The 17,936-nt window shown below is 38.1% G+C and carries 12 protein-coding genes; 1 reads left to right on the top strand and 11 read right to left on the bottom strand.

From position 1 onward, the window contains the following. Positions 1-49: 49 nt before the first annotated feature. From H0486_RS01175 to H0486_RS01125, 11 genes are all read right to left on the bottom strand, one after another. Positions 50-1,900: an ATP-dependent helicase gene (locus H0486_RS01175; protein ID WP_228351281.1), complete on the bottom strand. Its 1,851-nt coding sequence runs from the start codon at positions 1,898-1,900 to the stop codon at positions 50-52. 334 nt (positions 1,901-2,234) lie between these two features. Next, complete coding sequence (gene gltX / locus H0486_RS01170; RefSeq protein WP_228351280.1) at positions 2,235-3,713, bottom strand: glutamate--tRNA ligase; 1,479 nt, start codon at positions 3,711-3,713, stop codon at positions 2,235-2,237. 278 nt (positions 3,714-3,991) lie between these two features. After that, entirely contained in the window at positions 3,992-5,314 is a 1,323-nt protein-coding gene (locus H0486_RS01165; RefSeq protein WP_228351279.1) for an ABC transporter permease, read from the bottom strand. After that, positions 5,304-5,822, bottom strand: coding sequence for a hypothetical protein (locus H0486_RS01160; RefSeq protein ID WP_228351278.1), 519 nt, complete (start codon positions 5,820-5,822; stop codon positions 5,304-5,306). The genes H0486_RS01165 and H0486_RS01160 overlap by 11 nt, the downstream gene beginning before the upstream one ends. A gap of 49 nt (positions 5,823-5,871) precedes the next feature. Further along, positions 5,872-8,337: a COG1361 S-layer family protein gene (locus H0486_RS01155; protein WP_228351277.1), complete on the bottom strand. Its 2,466-nt coding sequence runs from the start codon at positions 8,335-8,337 to the stop codon at positions 5,872-5,874. A gap of 85 nt (positions 8,338-8,422) precedes the next feature. After that, positions 8,423-9,178 carry an ABC transporter ATP-binding protein gene (locus H0486_RS01150; RefSeq protein WP_228351276.1) on the bottom strand — a complete coding sequence of 252 codons (756 nt, stop codon included), beginning with the start codon at positions 9,176-9,178 and terminating at the stop codon, positions 8,423-8,425. A 217-nt stretch (positions 9,179-9,395) separates the two neighbouring features. Beyond that, positions 9,396-10,589: an AI-2E family transporter gene (locus tag H0486_RS01145; protein ID WP_228351275.1), complete on the bottom strand. Its 1,194-nt coding sequence runs from the start codon at positions 10,587-10,589 to the stop codon at positions 9,396-9,398. Beyond that, positions 10,586-11,221, bottom strand: a complete 636-nt coding sequence (locus H0486_RS01140) for a cytidylate kinase-like family protein (RefSeq protein WP_228351274.1) — start codon at positions 11,219-11,221, stop codon at positions 10,586-10,588. Before H0486_RS01140 ends, H0486_RS01145 begins: the two co-directional genes overlap by 4 nt. A gap of 344 nt (positions 11,222-11,565) precedes the next feature. Further along, positions 11,566-14,127, bottom strand: a complete 2,562-nt coding sequence (locus tag H0486_RS01135; RefSeq protein WP_228351273.1) for a transglutaminase-like domain-containing protein — start codon at positions 14,125-14,127, stop codon at positions 11,566-11,568. A 15-nt stretch (positions 14,128-14,142) separates the two neighbouring features. Next, positions 14,143-15,360 (bottom strand): DUF58 domain-containing protein, encoded by a 1,218-nt coding sequence (locus H0486_RS01130; RefSeq protein WP_228351272.1) that lies wholly within the window; start codon positions 15,358-15,360, stop codon positions 14,143-14,145. A gap of 39 nt (positions 15,361-15,399) precedes the next feature. Next, a complete protein-coding gene (locus H0486_RS01125) occupies positions 15,400-16,353 on the bottom strand; it encodes an AAA family ATPase (RefSeq protein ID WP_228351271.1) in 954 nt (317 codons plus the stop codon). A gap of 457 nt (positions 16,354-16,810) precedes the next feature. Here H0486_RS01125 and H0486_RS01120 point away from each other — a divergent pair, with 457 nt between their 5' ends. Further along, a complete protein-coding gene (locus tag H0486_RS01120) occupies positions 16,811-17,902 on the top strand; it encodes a peptidyl-prolyl cis-trans isomerase (protein ID WP_228351270.1) in 1,092 nt (363 codons plus the stop codon). Positions 17,903-17,936 lie beyond the last annotated feature (34 nt).

The raw sequence follows: 17,936 nt of genomic DNA, 5'->3' as shown, positions 1-17,936 counted from the left end.
GTAAGATAATTGGTCAGGGAATATATGCGGTCTTCTTAATGTTGAAGCTTTATTTGATATCTTTCTCTTCAGTTGCTTTTATTTCATCGATAAATCGTGACCATTGCAGGTTCTTATTGTAACGCTCCTTTGCACTGAGAATATATAGAGAATTCTTTGCTCTAGTCATGGCCACATAAAACAACCGGCGTTCTTCTTCCAAATCTTCCGGTAGGACTGCCTTTTTATGAGGGGTTATCCCTTCGTTGGCATCAACTATGAATACTGTATGAAATTCTAACCCCTTTGAGCTATGCATGGTTGCAATTGTTACCGAGTCTGTATCATTCATGGAATTCTCCATGGCTTGACGTTTTATCTCCTCCCTGCAATTCTCAATATACGTAAACCATTCCTGAACATCCTTCATTCCTTTAGCACTTTCCTGAATTTCATCCAGAATATCAATAAGTTCCTCTGCCTTCATCCTCCTATTATCACAATATTCCTTCAAATAATCATCATATCCGATACCACGACGAATATAATTTATTGCAGCATACGGCTTCATACCATTTATCAACGCAAGATCATATTCCAACTGGTCAATTCGCTCTAACATCCAATTTTTATCCTCATAATAGTCCTTCACCGCATCCAAATCCACGTTAGGCTGATCAAAGGCATCTCTACTGATATATCGTTTTGGACGATTAATGATCTGTAAATAAAGACTTCGATCTGTATGACCCATTGCTATCTTGATATACGCTAGTAAATCCGTCAAAATCCAGTGGTCGTATATATTGGGGATCTTGTCTTTCATACGAAATGGTATATTGTATTCCATGATTTTATGAATCATTGCTCCCGATCCGAGAGTGGTTCTAATGAGTACTGCCATTTCCTTATAAGGAATTCCTGTTCTGTGCAGCTTAACAATTTCTTCTGAAAGCATCTTGTTTTCTTCCGCCAACGTATTAAAATGCCATATTGCTATCTCATTGCCGTTACCTTTGACTGATACGTTTGTTTTTTGATAGCGATTTTGATTATATTGAATCAAACGATTCGATGCAGTTAAAATATTGGATGTGGATCGATAATTCTTATCCAAGATAACCTTTCTGCAATCCGGATAATCCAGCGGAAAGTTCAACATAATTTCCGGCTTTGCTCCACGAAATCGATATATGGATTGATCATCATCCCCTACAATGAACAAATTGTTCTCTGGTGACGTAAGCATTCGGATAATGTCGTACTGAATTTTATTAATATCCTGAAACTCATCAATTAGTATATAACGAAATCTTTTTTGCCATATCTGTAAAATGTCTTCCCGTCCACGAAACAGCTCATAACACAGAACAAGCATATCATCAAAGTCAATTAGCTTTGCCCGTCTGAGCTTGTTATGATACTCCTGATAAATTGCGCGAAACAGTTCATCAGGACAACTTATAGAATAGTAATTAGTCAGCTCCATCCTGCTTCCTTTAATCAGACTGATTTCTGACAGAATATCAGAGCAGAATTCTGCCTCATCCTCGTACTCAACACTCATTCGATGTAGAATTTCCTTAATAAATTGAAAGCGTATCTCTTCCCTTGCAATATTACCAGCAGTAAAATGATAAGCATGCTTTAATATTGTAAAAAATACCGCGTGAAAGGTACCAAAATTAACTCCGGTATGGGATGTCTTCCTCTTCTTAAGGTAGCGTTCCTTCATCTCATTTGCCGCTGCCTTTGTAAAAGTAATAACCAGAATTTCATTTTCAGCAATATTACATTCTTCAATTAAATACTTAATTCGTTCCGTAATAACCAGGGTTTTCCCCGAACCCGGACCGGCAAGTACCAGCATTGGACCATCCTGATGACATACTGCCTGCTGTTGTGCCTGATTCATTTGCATACAGTTACTCCTTATTGCGATTTGTTATGATATGATTGGATCATAAAGTTAATGACGATCTTGATAAATAAGATGAATGATGATTGAGGGCTTACCTCAATAGATCAGATAGAATAATGACGATTGTAATGAACAGTAAGCTAGTATCATATATCTTATGTAACCAGGTTCTATACCAATCAAAAGATCTTATCATAAATATTCCCATAACGAAATAGTAGCTTACTTCATAATAAAATCTAACAATCAATATATAATCGAACCCGGTTACATGATAGATAGCATGGAGTAGTGATTAATCACCCTGCTTATAATGAATATTAAGAAATCATTTCTACATGCTTAACTTTTCAATTGCAATTTTAATACGGCGAATGCTTTCTTCCTTACCCAGGATACTCATGATCTCATAAGCTCCTCCTGGTGTGGACTGTTTACCGGATACTGCAGTTCGCACCGGCCAGAGTCCCTGACCATTCTTGATTCCCTTGTCAGCAATATAACTCATGATCACTTTCTCGATTCCGGACTCAGTGTAATCATCCAAAGCCTCAAACTGAGGCAGTAAATCCTTTAATACTTCAAGTGAATTTTCTGCATTAGTCTTCATCTTTTTATGAGTATACATCTCGATATCGTAATCCGGAAGCTCCTCAAAGAAATCAATGATACCCTTAATATCTATTAATGTTTCAATTCGTGTTTTCACCAGTGCTGCAATCTTACGATAATCCAGTTCTTTATGAACAACCTCTTTCATATATGGAAGTGCAAGCTGATAAAACTTTTCATCATCCATGCTCTTCAGGTATTCACTGTTCATCCAGCGAAGCTTAACCATATCAAATACTGCAGGTGCTTTATTGATATGGGTATAATCAAATTCCTTGATTAATTCATCCAATGACATAATCTCTGTGTTACTGGATGGACTCCAGCCGAGTAGAGCGACAAAATTAATAATAGCTTCTGATACAAATCCCTGCTCTAGCAGATCTTCATAGGAAGAATGTCCACTACGTTTGCTAAGCTTCTTATGCTCTTCATTGGTAATCAAGGGTAAATGTACATATATTGGTTCTTCCCAACCAAAAGCCTGATATAATCTCGTGTACTTCGGTGTGGAGGACAGATACTCATTTCCTCTTACAACATGAGTAATCTTCATCAAATGATCATCCACTACATTGGCAAAATTGTAGGTAGGGAAGCCATCTGATTTGATTAATATCATATCATCCAACTCTTCATTATCTACCGTAATGTCTCCAAATATAGCGTCATGGAACGTTGTAGAGCCTTCTGTGGGAATGTTCTGACGAATGACATAGGGTATGCCAGCTGCAAGATTTGCCTCAATCTCTTCCCTGGACAAATGGAGGCAATGCTTATCGTATTTCGTAATTTCTTTTACTTCCTCCTCATCGTCATCATTCACATTTCCTACTGTGGTTTTAAGAGAAGCTAATCGATCTTTGGTACAGAAGCAATAGTATGCTGCGCCCTTGTCGATCAATTTCTTCGCATACTCTAAATAAATCCCGCTTGCCTGACGTTCACTCTGTACATAAGGTCCATATCCACCGTCTTTGTCCGGACCTTCATCGTGAACTAATCCGGTTCCCTTCATTGTACGATAAATAATGTCCACCGCACCTTCTACAAGACGTTCCTGGTCCGTATCTTCTATTCTTAAAATAAAGGATCCACCTTCATGTTTTGCAATTAAGTATTCATATAATGCGGTACGTAGATTTCCTACGTGCATTCTTCCTGTTGGACTGGGTGCAAATCTTGTTCGTATCTCACTCATATTCTTTTCCTTTCCAATACGCTTTTTTATAAGATAGGGTTATGCAGGTATACTCTCGATTCTTTCTATACAGGCTTTGACCAGACGTATACGATAAAACACCTGCTTTTGCAGATTAGTATAACATAATTGTGAGGAAAATCAAATTATAGTTATTTATTTTGTAAGGAAAATCCTGATATCGAATTGACGATGAAGCTAACGAAAAAGATGCCTGAAATATTAACTCCTTTCAGACACCTTCTTAAGATCCTTTCTATTTTATATAATCAACCGTGTTATCCTTCGGTTTTCATCGCTTCGATCGCGCTGATTTTCGTCGCACGTCTGGCCGGAAAATATCCGGATAGAAGTCCCACTCCGACTGATATCAAGAGTGATACGATCGGTAAGTAGAATGGTATTACCGTCACTGTCGTATTAGCACTATTCGGCATAAAACCTCCTGAGACCAGAGAGCCTATAATTGCAAACTTGTTTAACGCCCATGATGCAATATACCCTAGAATAATCCCGAGAACTCCTCCAATCAGACCGATTAAAGATGCTTCCAGCAGGAATAATTTGCGTATATCCGTAACCACGCATCCCAGAACCTTCATTACACCAATTTCCTTCGTACGTTCATATATGGACATAACCATGGTATTTGCAATACTTAATGCTGATACTGCCAAAACGATAAAGCCGAGAAAGCCCAAAACCATCTGCATGGATTTCGAGGAATCCCGAATCGGTTGCAGATACTGCATCATACTAAAGGATTGAAAACCTAGTTCCTGTATTCTGTCCTGAACATACTCTACGTTATCAATGTTATCGACATTCAATCGTATCTGCTGGTATTCTTCAATGGTTTTAATGGCCTTCTTGCGATCCTCCAAGGATAATGTATTACAATACTTTACATAGATACTTTTAAAGTAGTCAATATCCATGTAAGTACTCCAGTCGAATTCACCATTACTCTTTTCCATCTTTGCAATATTTTTTAATGGAAGCGTAAAGGCTTTCTTCCTTTCATTCACTGGATAGTCTTCAAATTTCAGTATAACCTTATCCCTTTGTAAATCAACCTGTTTGGTCGCACCGCCCCTGGAGGTTGGGTCATAAAATTCGTAAGGAGAATCTGACCCAAAAATAATTGCCGAATTATCCTTCTCATTTGGATATTCTCCAAATTGAAGTTTTGGAAAATCAAAGTCATCGTAGACTTCATAATCCATGGCAGTGATATATATCCAACTCATGAACTTACCGCAATATAGGACAGCATTCTTTTGTATAACTGGTGTTACTACCCTGACGTGATCTATGGTTCTTATCTGGTCCACCAGCGCGTCATTCAGCTTTTGCTCCTTGCTGTCTATATAATTTCCATCCTCATCCGTAATTGCGGCATATGTATCAACCGTAATCGTAGTCAAACCGCCATACTCCATGACCTGGGTCTCAAAATTCTTATCCATACCATGACCTATGGCTATCGTTATGATGATACATAAGGTACCAATTACCACTCCCAATATGGTCAATATTGTTCTTGCTTTTCGACGTAAGAGGTTTCGTATTCCCATTCGGAACAAATCGCTAATCCTCATATAGCTCAATTCCTTTTTTTATTTTTCTTTTTGCTAGTAACACACCAATGGCTACACTAACAAGTAGAACCAGTACCGATATTCCGATCACAAATGGCCAGGAAGACAGCAAAGAGGCTTTGGGCTTCTCCATCCCCATTCCCATGGTGGGATCCACCATCATTCCTCCCTCCATGTTCATATCCCCGTAGGCATTCATTATTGCATCATCTGTTAATGCTCCATCCTCTGTAGGGATATCTTCAGAAACTGCTCCATCCTCCATTTCTCCTGTCGCTACTTCTCCTTCAGCAGAAATGTCTTCCGATGTCATATCCTCCACAGCTGTTTCTTCTCCGTTTTCTACACCGATTGTGCTATCTGTAGTGGCTTCGGTAGTAGACACATCCGCCGTCCCGGCATCCGAAGTCGTATTCATCTCTGCCTCTTTATTCACTGCTTCTGCTGTATCAACTGATATCTCTTCTACGGCAACAGCTGCCTCATTTAATTCAGTTTGCTCTCCCACTCTTCCATCCTCACTTTCTAATGTTTCTATATATTGCTAAACTGGGATATTATTGCTCCTGTTCTTCTTTCAGAAGCTTTGATTTATATGCACTAATAACTATTTTTCTAGTAATCGGTATAAATACCGCTGCAATGGCTATCTGACAGATAATGAATAACCATAACGGAAGGATATTCTTTTTTACTTCCTGTTCCATTGGATTAAACGCATCCATCATACCACCATCACCCATACCAGGATCAAAGACAATGGCTGACTGTACTTGAGTTTCAAAATCCTTAGTGTACTCAATCTTATCTCCATTACTGTCTTCAAATGTAATTCTTACTAAGCCCTTCGCTACGCCCTCTATATTAGGTAGTACCTCAAATTCTACATACGCAGAAGTACCTTCGGCAACATTACCAATGAAATACATATCTCCACCTGATTTTGTAAAATCACCTTCTACCGTTGCAATTACATTATTAAGAGGGGATCTGCCCATATTATAGAATTCAAAGGAAAGCATGGCCGGATTTCCGACGGACACATTGCCGTCCCATGAATAAACATTAACATTATCAACGACTGGTCTCGAATTCTCAACTACCTGAAGATTAAGCTTTTCCTTCTTAAGTTCTCCGATTTCACCTGTCTCCGGATTTGGCTTTATTCCATCATACTCATATTCGATCTCCAGAACAATCGGATATGCTGCAGTCTTCGCATCGGCCTTTACCTTCAATTCAATGGTATTTTGTACGGTCTCACCTGGACCAATTTTATTAATGAAGAAGCTGTTGCTACCCTGTGTTACAGAAAATACATTCTCGGTCTGGGTATCAGCTTGTGTAATGGTTACTGTTATATTCTTTGCCGCAATTGCTGCATTGGTATTGTACAAGTCAAATGTTAAGTTAAAGGTAGAGCCTGCCCGAAGCTCCTCTGTATCCGCAGTATATTTGCTAATAATCAGCTTGGGTTTACTGTTACTTCCCAAATCATTGACAACACCCGTTACAGGCACAATAACAGTGGTTCCTTCTGCATCTTGTGAATGCTTAATTTTAAGAGTAAGATTATTCATCCCTTCCGGTATGGTATCGGATAATATTAAGGGGATTTTTACTCCTTTCTTTGAACCACCTTCTATCTTGTCTATGTATATATAGGGATCGGAATCCACCGGAATAAACGTATCACCTGTTAATCCATCTAGCATGATCTTTAAGTCAGTAATGTCGGATATTCCCTTATTCTCTAGCTGGAATGATACATCCAGTCTTCCTCCTGCTGAAGGTGACGCCTGAGACTGAGAGACATTGCTAATCAGGAGACTAGAACCTTCTCCCTGGCCTAAGATATCCGGATACACTGTTTCTGATTTTGTATAGGAAAGTCCCTTATTATCCACATACTTAATGTTTATAACTAATTCTTTTACACCGCTAACTGCGCCCTTGGATACTGTTAAAGGTATTTCCGCTTTTTTCTTACTATCTGCCTTGATATCCGTCACCCATAAATCATCAAAATAATTCTTAATAAATCCTTCTTTTCCTAAGCTCGAAGCATCTACTGTCAGATAGATATCTTTCGCTATGGAGCCACCCACATTTTTCAGGATGGGTTTTACAACAATATTCTCACCAGGCTTAATATCTCCCTCATATTCAACACTCTCAATTATAAGATTCGGGGCCTTATCATTTTTCATGATTTCCACGTCAATATTATAAGAATCAGTAATTGCTTCACCATCCAAATTCTTATATTCAAAATTAACGGTTAAAGTTTTCTTTCCCTCCGTAGCTGTGGATAGAATTGATATTGGTAATATTACCTGTTTTTCCGTTCCAGGAGTTAGGTCACCCAACTTAAATTTTTTCGAGGAATAATCACCTTTAATGCCGGAATCTCCATAATTAATACTGTAATACAAGCCACGAGCCGTGATTTCACCTTCATTTTTTATCGCAAAGTTTAGGTTGGTATATGCTCCGATCATCGGGTTATCACATTTTACTCTGCTGATTGTTATTTGCGAAGGACCTTTTTCTGCTAGTACCACCAGCTTAAAATCGACGCTAAGTGGATAGGTACTTAGATTATTGTTTTCGTCATAGCCAGCCTGATAATCCCATGCGGTGATCTGAAGCTTCATTGGATAATCACCCATTTTGGCTGTCTCCTTAACCTTCACATCAAATGTTGCATAAACAAATTCTGCTACGCTAATATAGGATATGTCTTTGCTGTGATCCGTCAATATCTTGGGTTTTGATATCGTGAACGGTGATTTTGTATTTTCATCAATAACATTAACATCTTTATAATCTGCTGAAACACCTATTGCTTTTAGTGGAATCTTAATACGTACAGTATCTCCAGGTGTTACTGTATAAACTCCATCATCCCCCACCATGATTGATTCTGTTCTTACTGCTGATGCTATCTTTTCATTGCCCGATAATCCAACCGCGAAAATTACAAACGCAAATACTGCAACCAAAATTCTTTTTACTCTCATCCTGATACCTCTGCTCCCTTTCTTATATTCTAATCTATACGAAACGAATTGCTTATCATCTTTTCTAAGTTTGTCCCTAATTTCGTCACGAAACGTCCGAAACCTCTTCGGTAACCCCCTCTTCCGGTGTTGTACTTTGGTTAACAATCTCAATATTTTCTATCTTTCCGTCGAAAATATGGATTATTTTATCCGCATATTCTGTTAAGCGTATATCATGCGTAACCATTACAATCGTCTGATGATTTGTCTTTGCCATTTCCTTAATCAGATCCATTACTTCTCTGGATGTTTTGGAATCCAGATTTCCAGTTGGCTCATCGGCAAATACAATCTCCGGATTACTGACAAAGGCCCTGGCAATTCCGACTCTCTGTTGTTGACCACCACTCATTTCCTTCGGTTTATGTTTTAATCTTGGTCCCAGGCCTACTTTGATCAGCATATCCTTGGCCATCTTCCGCCTCTTTTTCAACGTTATATGCTTAAATACCAATGGTAACTCCACATTCTCTAAAGCAGTCATGGAATTTAAAAGATTATAGGATTGAAATACAAAACCAAGATTATTTTGCCGGAATTTTGCCAATCCTTTCTCACTCATTTTATGTACATTTTTCCCTTTGATAATGATCTGACCTGATGTTAGCTTCTCAATTCCTGCCATTAAGTTCAATATCGTCGATTTACCAGAACCGGATGCTCCATACAGACAACAGAATTCACCTTTTTTTATAGTAAAGCTTACATCATCCACCGCACAGATGCGTTCGCTTCCCATACGGTAGACTTTTCTAGCATTTTTGACCTCTATTATATTATCAGACAAATTGTTGTTCATTCTTCACCTTCCTAACTGGCCTGAATACAGTTTCTTCTGCCATATAATGATACACAAAAAATCTTAATAAATGTCTATCATATTTCTTAATTTTTCCTTACATATTTTACAAATTTATTTCAATTATAATCCTATATATTAACCTACTGCCTTACAAAAAGGAGGGCCACCCAAAAATATATCATTACATTTTCTAGAGGTAGCCACTTATATTTCCCTAATTTATATTCTTCAATTCTTCCTTACGTTCCAGACGGTTGTCAATGAACCTTACAAATACCAGTTTCATAAAAGCACCCACCGGTACAGCCACAAGCATTCCCAGGAAGCCTCCGAGTGCACTTCCAAAAATCAAAGACACTATAATGATTAGCGGGTGTATTTTTATGGATTTACTTAACAGTTTTGGTCCGATTAAGTTCCCATCCACCGTCTGAATTATTAACAAGGCTATGACAGCAATAATCAGCGTCCTAATGTCCCCATTAATCAGGCATACGATGGCAGTACTAAAATATGCTATAATTGGCCCAAAATACGGAATAAGATTTCCTATTCCAGCAAAAATTCCGATGACAACTGAAAACTTGACTCCAATTATGGAAAGGACAAGACTGATTAAAACCATCATCACCAGTGCGTCCGTCAGTTGTCCTCTGATATAACCGGAGAATACATCATCCAGATCATGAACCGTTCTGAGAATTCTCCGATTTGCATTGTCACTGAGCAACGCTTTACAGACTTTCGTAATATAGTTCATGAACATTCTGCCATCAATCATAAAGTATATTCCAATGATAAAGCTGAAAATGATGGTTGTCAGATACCCAGAGATATTCGTTACCGACTCCAGTGTGGCATCCGCAAATCCCATCAGCGCATTTAATATAAAGGTAGTTGCATTTTCCACATACTGTTCAAATTCCTGGGATTGTATATCTAATTCCTTTAATTCACCTACAATAAAGTTATAAAAATCATTAAGGGTATTCATGTATTCTTCGCCCAGCTTTATTATATCATCAAAGTTAGCAAGACGAAGCTGGTTCGTCACTGAATACACCAACAAGGATATTAGTCCAACAAAGGCTGAAAACAGTATAATCACAGAGATCAGGACTGCCCAGGTTCTTGGTCTCTTAATCCAGCGAAATAGCTTTTTTGTAGTCAGCTTCCGAAATTTACGTTCAAAGAAATTCACTGCCGGATCCATCAGATAAGCGAACACAAAGCCTATAATAACAGGTCTGATTACACGAATCACCCATTGTACTTTATCAAAAAGAAAGCTTGCAATCAATGGAGCATTCCAAATGATTAAAATCAAAAATGTTATGATAACGGTTGTGATTATGACATACAGAGATATCTGCATATACTTTTTATTAAATCGTTCTCTCCATTTCATTTACCGGATGATATACCCCTTTCGCAATATTCAAGAAACTGCAGAATACAATCAACTGAATTATCGATTCCTATGCAATCACTCTTAATAGACAAATGATAGTTTTCCGCTTTACCCCACTTCTCGCTGGCGTGATAGTTGTAATAATTCGCTCTGCTTTTATCTATTTTCAGAATTTCTTCCTCTGCTTTATTCTCTTTCAGTTGATATAGCTGAATTGCCCTGTTCTTACGAAATTCCAGGTCTGCCCAAATAAACACATTCACTACATTCTTATAATCACGTAAAACATAATCGGCACACCTTCCAACAATAACGCATGGCCCCTCTTGGGCTACCTTGCGAATCACATTGGATTGTGCTATATAGATCTGATCATCCAGGGATAAATGAGTAAAACCAATATCCTGATTACCATAAGCGTTCATACCCATTGCTATTGAGTATAAAAGACTATTGGACGCTTTTTTCTCTGCATTTTCAAATACTGCTTCAGAAAACCCACTATCCTTCGCTGCTCTGGTTATGATTTCATTATCGTAAAATGGTATCCCCAGTTTTTGAGCTAGTTTTGCACCTATTTCCCGTCCTCCACTGCCATATTGCCTGCTAATTGTTATGATTTTATTCATAATACGGCCTCCTTTTCTGTTCATAATATAAGTGCGACCAAACAAATACCTATTTTTACTAATAGTATACCATATCAGTATCAATTGTTGTAGTTCCATTTTCTTATAATTTGATTAAAACGTGGTTACTACATACATTTGCAGGGATATAACTTACCTCACACACAGACGGAAGTACATTTACTGATTTTGAATGTCTCAGGCGAACATACACGAACATACATATTCGCCTGAGGCACACAAAATACAGTAAAAATGTACTTTCGACAGTGCATTATGGTAAGTTATATCCCTGCGTATACGACAACCACGTTTATCAAGTTAATCCTTAATCAATACACGCATTAATCGATTTCCAAGAGAATTCTTAGGTAAAGCCTTTTAATGGAACTAAGCTTACTATATACGGTAACATAAATATCCCGGTACAGCTCCTCGACCTTACTTAACTCTGATGGTGATATGGTTCTGTTTCCAAATCGCGCTTTTCGAGCGATATCCATACAGATCTGAAATTGCTCTTGATTAACGAATTTATAATAATCCTTAATATGTTCCTCACAATCCTCCAGGCTTGCTCTACTCACTGGCAGATTACGGTAACATAAAAGTAATTTCTCAATATCTTTGAATAAATATAGGGCCCTGATATTCTTGCTTTTATTCATTCTTGCATATCTATTCTTGCGTATTCTCATATATAGCCAGAGAATACCGGCACCGAACACCAGTATAATGAGCAGAAGAAAGAATATCACATCGTTATGCTTCTCGGAAGCCTTTGAGGATTGCTCCTTCAATTTATCCTGGGTCGTCAATTCCTGAGGCGCAGGAGTTGGTTCTTCCTTTTCAGCAGCAACTGTCGGTGTGGGCGAAGGAGTTACCTCTGTGGTATCAGGCGCTTCCTCTTCCTTTTGTGCCATGATACTACTAAACTCCGACATATCTTCTACCATACCCACTGTATTATTCATGGATGATCCAGGAGTGAATTCCACCGGAAGCCAACCACAATAATCAATATACACCTCAACCCAGGCGTGCGCATTATAATCCTTTACCGCTACCTGAGCCTGCGGCACATCAAAATGACTGGCCTGTCCGACATCATAAACTGTAATACTTTGTCCACCCAAAGCAGAGTCTTGGATAATGTCCTTAGAATTAAAGGTGTAGCCTTCCACATAACGGGTGGGAACTCCCATAGCACGGAGCATTAGCGCCGCGGCCGAGGCATAATGTGCACAATAACCAAGATGGTTCTCATATAAAAAGTATTCTACAAAATCCTCTCCCTTTGGTAGTTTGCCCGGTGAAAGAGAATACTGGGTGTTACTCTCCAGATAAGCTTTCACATAAGCAATCAACTCTATCGTATTACGTTGAGAAGCTTCCTCCTGAGTTAGTGTAAAGTCCTTCTTTAGTCGTTCTAAACCTTCCTCTGGCAGTTTCGTATAGGTCTTATATACATAATCCCTGTAACTTTTCTCTGCAACCGTACTATCCAAAAGGCCCTGATAGGAAAGGAAATTCCCCAGACCTATATTATTCATCGAGAAATTAAAATAATATTCCACCTCATAATTACTATTCTTTTTATTGGGTAGAATATAAAGATCGTCCACTGCACTGACCCCATCGATCAACTCATAATCTGTAAAATACGGTGCATAGAGAAACTTCTTATTTGCAGACTGATAATCAATATACATTTTGCCTCGGCTGATATTATATAATGAGAATTCAGATTCAGGAATATCCTCCTTTTCTATCAGCTCATCAATCATTCCATTTACCTGATTTATAGGCTCAAAGCCCATGTTCTGATAATGGTTTAATAATTCCTTATAATTCTGACGATCCTCCTTCGAATGCCTCTCCCAACTATCTCCTGTATATACGCTCCCAACATAACCCTTAAGATAAATTCCCTCAGTAATCGAGGATACCGGTGCAGTAACGCGCAATTGCTCTATATTATGAAATTCCACTCTTCCAGTACTCCCCAGTTCACCACCATCCAATCCGCCTACCGAGGTATCATGCCCCGGTAACTTTATATCCGAAAAACTTTGCGTAATATCCTGAAATGTCAGATTAGAAAGTGTGGTTTGAATTTCTGATTTAATCTCAGCAATCTCTTCAACCTTTTCGTATTGCTGTGGAGTAACGATCAACTTCATAAGTAAAAAGAGTGCTATACCCATCACACTAAAATAGGCCGCCGCTCTGCTGCTAATTCTCTTCATGAGCTTTCTTTGTTGTTCGTCCTTAGAATGGCCAATATCTCCTGACTTGATCATATAAATAGTCGTAATAATATAAGCAAACAAATATCTCTCAGCCGGAATAATTCCAAAGATAAAGCTTACCGCTATCAGGAGTAATTGCACAAGACCACTAATAGCTATCAGTCTGTTCTTTATCATTGACACCGTAATCAATAGAGTAAGCGGTATCAGAAATAAAATCAGTAACAGGGTTATATCCTCGGAAGCCCTCGTATAGTCTGCATTATAATAATTTAATTGATATCCATAATAGGCATAGATCTTATCAATTACTAAATTCTCAATTATAAAAAAAGCATTGGTGATTCTCTTAATTCGGCTGATAAAAAAAAGGCCGTAAAACAGTACACCGAAGAACAGTTTCACAAAGTGATATGAACGGTATAAACAAAGCCCAAATGTAATCCCAGCTGTTACAAGAATCGCAAGATTGATATAAATTTTATTGGCTGGTGTTCCCAGCGTATCCATAAGCACGGACAGGGAACTCCAGATCGCTATAACGATGGCTACATATTGAATTAATCTTATTGTAACAGGATTATCTTTTTTTCTATCATCTTCAATATATACGGAGGAATCCACAATGATCCCGTCATGTACTTTTTGACTCATTCCATCACCACCACTCTATTCCAGTCTTAACTGCTCCATATCCTTCTTAATATCGGAGGCATCAACATTGAACACTCCAATTCCCATAGCTTCCGACTGTTGTATCACTTTGTCCAACATATATTCTCTCTCAGAAAGCTTATTCAGATTACTCATATAAATAATCTGACTTCTTTGTGTTCTGATGTGTGATAACATGTTTACTTCTTGTTCCGATAGCTCTCCTGTGATGTAGAAAAGATCCGTATAGGCTTCCTTCCCAAATTCAGCCAGATAATTAGAAATTGCTTCCACCGAATTTCGGTAAGATATCGAATTCAAAAGACCTTCCATTGCTTCATATAATTCCGATTCCTGCATAATACGAATTCTTCTGCATATTTCATTCTTAGCATCATACCAGGACAGATAATGTATTTGCTTATTTAAAATCAAGGTATAGGAAAGGGATAACGCGCTTTCCAGTATAGAATCCATATAAAAAAGAACATTATTTCCTTGAGGAACACCCAGATTTACAAACAATAGCACCGAGCAATTCAGTGGATCACTAAATTCCTTTATCATTAGCTGATTCTGCTTCATGCTTAGCTTCCAATGAATACGTTGAAGACGATCCCCTTCCTTATATTCCCGGATGGCAAATACTTCAGAAGGATCGTCTCCACTCTTCACTGTAGAGTAATGGTCACTTTCCACAATTGTATTATTCTTCAACGTAAAATTATTCCCCATCAGCTCATAATAGCTCGGAAGTACTGCAACAATTCCTTTCTCGCAATTCTTTCTTCTCACCGAAAACAGCTTAATATAATCATAAATTCGGATTTTCTTTAAAGTAATCTCAATATTACCAGCAAAGTCTGAATAAATCTTGCTGGAAACAGAGGTACCGGTTCTTCCATCCACTGATATCTGTATTTCCTTTGTATACTGTTTGGCTGAATAGGTGTTTTTATATGTCAGAAACAGCTTAATGTTCGATATAGGAAAAATCGTGGGATTATATATCTGAACTGAGATGGGGATAGCTTCGCCCTTATTCACAACATGAACCGAGCAAAATAATTTACAATCTATTTTCCTACTGACATAGAAAATATATCCGATCATTAATAGCGGCATAGCTGCTACTGTCAGAAATATAATGGTCATGTAATATATGTTATATAAAATGGATAGTACACCAACGAATGCCAAAAGAAACAGATACCGTAATTTATTCCGAAGCATTCTCACACCTGTGCCTTTCCGAACTGATCTTTACAATTCTTAAATATTCCTGGTGATAATTCTAGGTGGCTTTACCGTGCGAAGGATATCATCTAAAAGGTTGTCCACAGTAACATTATTGATGCGTGCCTTAGATTTTAAAAGCATTCTGTGCGCACAAACATCCTTAAAAACAAATTGTACATCGGAGGGTATTACATAATCCCGCCCTTTCAGAAACGCAGTGGCCTTTACCATATTGGTCAGTGCCAAGGTACCGCGAGGGCTGACTCCAAGCTCAATCAATGAATTATCCCGGGTCTGCTGCACCAAATATGTGATATATTCATAAATTGCATCATGAATATAGATTGATTCCACAATACTCTGCAGATAAAGGATTTCTTCCTGACTTACTACCTGCACCACATAATCAAGGGGATTAGTATTCTGCCGTTCCTTCAGTATGCCTATCTCGCTTCTGATATCCGGATATCCCATAGACAGACGTACCATAAAACGGTCCAGCTGGGATTCGGGTAACATCTGCGTACCGATGGAGCCGATGGGATTCTGAGTAGCCATAACAACAAAAGGCTTGGGTACCTCCCTGGTTACACTATCAACGGTTACCTTCCCTTCCTCCATAACTTCCAGTAATGCAGATTGTGTTTTCGAAGAGGTCCGGTTAATCTCATCCGCTAAAAACAAATTACACATAATTGCTCCCGGTTTATATTGAAGGCTTTCACCATCCTTACTCAGTAAATGAAAACCGACTACATCCGTAGGTAATACATCCGGCGTAAATTGCAGACGATGATATTCCAGTTCCATCGCTTTCGAAAATGCCAACGCCAAAGTGGTCTTCCCAACTCCCGGATAATCCTCTAAAAGAATATGACCCTTAGCCAGAATTGCAGTAAGTACCTTTTCAATAATATCCCTTTTACCAATTACTACTTTATTCACTTCGTCAATGATCTGTATCGCCTTGCTATTATATGGGGACATTTTCTATATCCTTCCTAGTATATATTTTACTGATAATTATATCATATCATAGTAGGATTTCAATTCTATTTTCAATTGCCTCTTTTTTACTAAAATTACCTAACCGGTAAAAAACTATAATAAAAAATTCAGTAAAAAATATCCTCAACAGAATTTTTGCACGCACTGGTACTTGGGCTCTGTATTTTAGAGCCTTAGTACCAGCGAAGAGTCGATAGGATTGTTAATGGATATTATCCAGAGCGGAGTATTTGCACGTGTCGGTACATAAGGCTCTGTTCTATAGAGCCTTATGTACCGTTACGCAGTGCAGCTTAGTGGAAACGGCTCCGCGGAGGATATATTTCCCTTAACAATCCTACCGACTCTTCGCTAGTATATAACGCAACTAGCTATTGACTTATCCCCAGAATCGTATAAAATTATTTTCATGAGAATACGATGGAGGTAGCAAAAAGTGAATAAGTCAAAAAGAATTAAAAACCCTAAGGTTACAGCAGCAACCCCTAAGAAAAAACGTATCAATACAAAACTAATCATTATTTCTTCTTCGATATTGGTCGTTTTATTAGTTGCTGCATTATTATTTGACCAGTTATATGAAAAATCCATTTTGAAAATCAATGGTGATAAATATCGTATGAGTGATTTGACCTATTATTTCTATTCCATAGAATCACAGTATGACTATTATGATCAGATGTTTGGTGGACAATATTGGGACATGTCGTATGATGAAACTTCAGGTGTAACCATGCGTGATGTTGCCAAGCAGGAAGCAATAGAAGCCGCACTATATAATGAAATTCTTTATCGTGAAGCCGTATCTGAAGGATACTCCCTTACGGAAGATGAGAAAAAGAGTGTCTCCGATAATGTTGATAATCTATTAAATCAACAGCTTCCTGAGAAAGTAATTAAGAAAAACAATTTTACGAAGGCGTATCTAACTGATATTGTGGAGAAGACAACTCTTGTAGCACGGTTCCGTCAGGATAAAATTGATTCATTAGATATCGATGACGAAGGAATTAAGGCCGGAATCAAGTATGAGGATTATAGACAATATGATATCGAATACCTTACCATCCCTACAACGAAAACGGATGACGAAGGCAATTCTGTTGAAATGACCGCGGAAGAAAAGGCAGCTGCATATGAAAAGATTAGTGCACTGCTCGATAAGGCTAAGGTAACGGAGGATTGGTCAACTCTCGTCCCAGAAGACGAAGAAGAGCTTACCTATCATACAGATTACTTCGTGGAAAATGATACTAACTTTTCAGACGAATTTAAAGGTATGATGATGGAAATGGGCAATGGCCAAATAAGCGATGTATATGAAGCAGAGGATGGCTACTACATCGTCCGTATGGTAAATAACCTTTCCTATGAAAGCTATGATAATGCAGTATCAAAAGCCATTTCTGATGCTGAGAGTGAAGGTATGAATGAATTATACCAGGAGATAAAGGCTAAATACGATGTAACTATCAATAACAGTGCCGTGAGATCCTTATCCATGGGTAATATCACACTTGTAAAATAAATTAGTGTAATTGGAATATAATTTTCCTTTTCTG

Source organism: Variimorphobacter saccharofermentans, from assembly GCF_014174405.1.
GTDB classification, from domain to species: Bacteria; Bacillota; Clostridia; order Lachnospirales; family Lachnospiraceae; genus Mobilitalea; species Mobilitalea saccharofermentans.
The sequence above is the reverse complement of the archived record's forward strand: the minus strand, read 5'-3'. Positions and strand labels throughout refer to the sequence as shown.